Annotated in this window: 2 protein-coding genes and 1 pseudogene; all 3 read right to left on the bottom strand. The window is 75.1% G+C overall.

Annotated elements, in window-relative coordinates; genetic code table 11:
• A partial coding sequence (locus NH602_RS31680) for a glycosyltransferase family 39 protein (protein ID WP_308292895.1) occupies positions 1-1,704 on the bottom strand: 1,704 nt, incomplete at its 3' end.
• Complete coding sequence (locus NH602_RS29390) at positions 1,701-2,990, bottom strand: bifunctional glycosyltransferase family 2/GtrA family protein (protein ID WP_179760809.1); 1,290 nt, start codon at positions 2,988-2,990, stop codon at positions 1,701-1,703. The genes NH602_RS29390 and NH602_RS31680, both read right to left, overlap by 4 nt.
• 83 nt (positions 2,991-3,073) lie before the next feature.
• A pseudogene (locus NH602_RS29385) lies at positions 3,074-3,493 on the bottom strand (glycosyl transferase); the annotation flags it as partial.

Here is a 3,493-nt window from a genome sequence, read left to right as displayed (position 1 = left end):
GGTGGCGCCGGTGCCCGACGGGCCGGCACCGGTCGTGGTCCCCGGTATGCCCGCGTCGGTGCCGTCGGCCCGGTCTGCCCCGCCCCGTCGGTCGCGGGGCCCGCCCATGCCCCGGTCGGCGCCGGCGCCCGACGGCCCGGCCATCGGTGTGGAGCCCTCGTGCGTGGTCGCCGCGGTCTGGACCGCGTACGCGGCCGGCGCGGCGACCCCACTCAGGACCGCGACGCCGAGGACCACGGCGAGCCACCGTCGCCCCCGGGCGGGGACCAGCAACGCCGCGCCGGCGGCGACGCCCGCCACCAGCACCACCCACCGCAGCCACGGCAGGAACTGCGGCGACCCGCCGAGCAGTACGAACGCCCACACCGCGGTCCCGGCGGAGGCGACGGCGAGCACCCCACGGACCCACCGGCGGTCCCGGTACCGCAGGAGCTCGCGGGCGCCGACCGCGACCAGCGCCGCGATCCCGGGCGCGAGGGCAACCGCGTAGTACGGGTGGACGATGCCCTCCATGAAGGACAGCACCAGCACGGTCACCAGCGTCCAGCCGCCCCACACGATCAGCGAACCGCGGACCGCGTCGGTGCGCGCGGCTCGACCACGGAGCACCAGCGCCGCGACGAACAGGAGCAGCGCGGCCGGCAGCAGCCAGGAGACCTGGGTGCCGAAGGAATCGCCGAACATCCGCAGGAACCCGGCCCGGCCGCCGAAGGCCGCGCCCATACCGCCCCCGGGCCCGCCCGGTGGCATGCCGCCCCCGGGCACGGCACCGGCCGCGCCGCCCGGGAGACCGGCGGCGTCGGGCATCCCGCCGCCGAACGCGGCACCGGGCCTCCCGCCACCGCCGGGCCCGCCGACCTCGCCGCCGACGATGCGGCCGAGACCGTTGTAGCCGAACGCCAGTCCGAGCGGGGTGTTGTCCCCGGACCCGCCGATGTACGGGCGGGCGTCGACCGGCCACAGCGCGACGGCGAGCAGCCACCAGCCGGAGCCGACGATGATCCCGGCACCGCCGATGAGAAGCTGCCACACCCGTCGCCACGGACGGCCGGGCGCGGCCCACAGCCAAGCCAGAGCCAGACCGGGCAGCACCAGGAACGCCTGCAGGGACTTGGTCAGGAACGCGAACCCCAGCACCAGCCCGACTGCGGCGATCCACCGGGTCCGGCCGTCCTCCAGACCACGGACCAGCAGGTACGCCGCCAGGACGAGCAGCAGCGTCAGCAGCGCGTCGGGGTTGTCGAACCGGAACATCAGCGCCGCGACCGGAGTCAGCGCCAGCAGCGTCCCGGCGAGCAGCCCGGCGCCGTGCCCGGACACCCGGCGCACCGCGGCGTAGAGCAGTCCGACCGCGGCGATGCCCATCAGTGCCTGGGGGACCAGCAGGCTCCAGGAGTTGAACCCGACGATCCGGGCGGCGAGCGCCATCGGCCACAGCGACGCGGGCGGCTTGTCGACGGTGATGGAGTTCTGCGGGTCGAGCGAGCCGAAGAAGAACGCCGTCCAGTCGTTCGCCCCGGCCTGGACCGCGGCGGCGTAGAAGGAGTTGGCCCAGCCCGAGGAGCCGAGGTCCCACAGGTAGAGCAGGCCGGTGCCGGTGAGGAGAGCGATCACCGATGCGGCCCGGAGCCGGCGGTGCGAACCGCCGGCCGGGGGTGGGGAGGCGTCGGACCGTGTGGGGTTCCGGTCGAGGGTGCTGGTCACTGCAGGGTCGCCTTCTCCATCGGGGTGGTGGCGGAGGCCCGGGGACGGAACACCCAGGCGCGGAACAGGACGAAGCGCAGCACCGTCGCGACCAGGTTGGCCCCGACGATCACCGCCACCTCGACGGCCGGGTGCGCGCCGGGCGCGACCGCTCCGAGAACGACGAGTGCACCGGTGGTCAGCCCCAGTCCCAGGGCGAACACGACAAGGCCCTGGAACTGGTGGGTGACCGCCCGGCCCCGGCCGCGGACGCCGAAGGTGAACCGCCGGTTCAGCGCCGTGTTCACGACCGCGCACAACAGCATCGCGACGACGTTCGCCGCGATCGGCCCGAGCACCCCCCGCAGGGCGAGGAACAGCACCAGGTTCGCCGCCGTCGAGACGACGCCGATCGCGGCGAAGCGGGCCAGCTGGAACGGCATCGCCCGCGGCACCCCCGGCACCTCCGGCGGGGCCAGCGGCGCCCGCCCGAGCTGCGCGCGGACCTCGGCCAGCGGCAGCGCACCCGTCGCCAGTGCCCGGCCGACCCGCCACACGCCCTTCAGGTCCGCGACGGCCGTCGCCACGATGTCCACGCTGGAGTCCGGGTCGTCGACCCAGTCGACCGGCACCTCGTGGATGCGCAGCCCGGACCGCTCGGCCAGCACCAGCAGCTCGGTGTCGAAGAACCAGCCGGTGTCCTCGACCAGCGGAAGCAGTCGCCGTGCCACGTCGGAGCGGATCGCCTTGAACCCGCACTGGGCGTCGGAGAAGCGGGCCGAGAGCGCGCCGCGCAGGATCAGGTTGTAGCTGCGCGAGATGAACTCCCGCTTCGGGCCCCGCACCACCCGCGAGCCGCGACCCAGCCGGGTCCCGATCGCCAGGTCGGAGTGCCCGGACACGAGCGGGGCGACGAGCGGGAGCAGCGCGCCGAGGTCGGTGGACAGGTCGACGTCGCAGTAGGCGAGGACATCGGCCTCGGAGTCCGACCAGACCCGGCGCAGGGCGCGGCCGCGGCCCTTCTCCTCCAGGCGCACCGTGCGGACCTCGGGGATCTCGGCGGCCAGCCGCCGGGCGATCACCGGGGTGGCGTCGGTGCTGGCGTTGTCGGCGACGGTGATCCGGAACGAGTAGGGGAACCCGGAGGTGAGGAACGCGTGCAGGCGCCGCACCGAGGACTCCAGCTCGCGCTCCTCGTCGAAGACGGGGACGACGATGTCGAGCACGGTCCGGCCGCGGTCGGACGGACGCGCCTCGGGGTGGCCCGGGTGGGTGCCGGTCGCGGGGCCGGCGACGACTGTGGTCATGGGATCGACGATCGGGGCCTGCGCTGTCGCGGCCGTGTGATCGACCTGTGCGTCGGCTGTGAGCCGGTCGACCGCCCGCCGGGTCACGACGCGCTCAGGTCGTGGAGGGTGACGCCGTCGACGGTGCGGGCCGGGAACGTCGCCGCGACCCACTCGGCGATGAGACGCGCGTCGTCGCTGCCGCCGGAGGCGGTGGAGATCATCCCGCTGCCCGCGGAGCCGATGAACCAGTGGATCCGGTGCTGCGCCACCATCTGCTGGAACTGCGCGAGCGTCGGGTAGGGGTCGGTGCCGTTGAACCCGCCGACGGCGAGCACCGGTGCCCCCGACGCGAGCTGGTAACCCGCCGCCTGCATCGAGGTCACCGTGGCCGCGGCCCAGGTGAAGTCGTCCGCGTCCGCCGCGATCAACCCTGTGACCTGCGACGACGGTGTGGGGGCGCTGAGGATGCCGCCCGGCCCGCCGCCGCGCCCGCCGGCACCGCCCGGCCCCCGGGTGGGTCC

Origin of the sequence: Pseudonocardia sp. McavD-2-B, assembly GCF_024124365.1 — a bacterium.
Lineage (GTDB): Bacteria > Actinomycetota > Actinomycetes > Mycobacteriales > Pseudonocardiaceae > Pseudonocardia > Pseudonocardia alni.
This window is presented reverse-complemented; position numbering and strand designations above follow the sequence as displayed.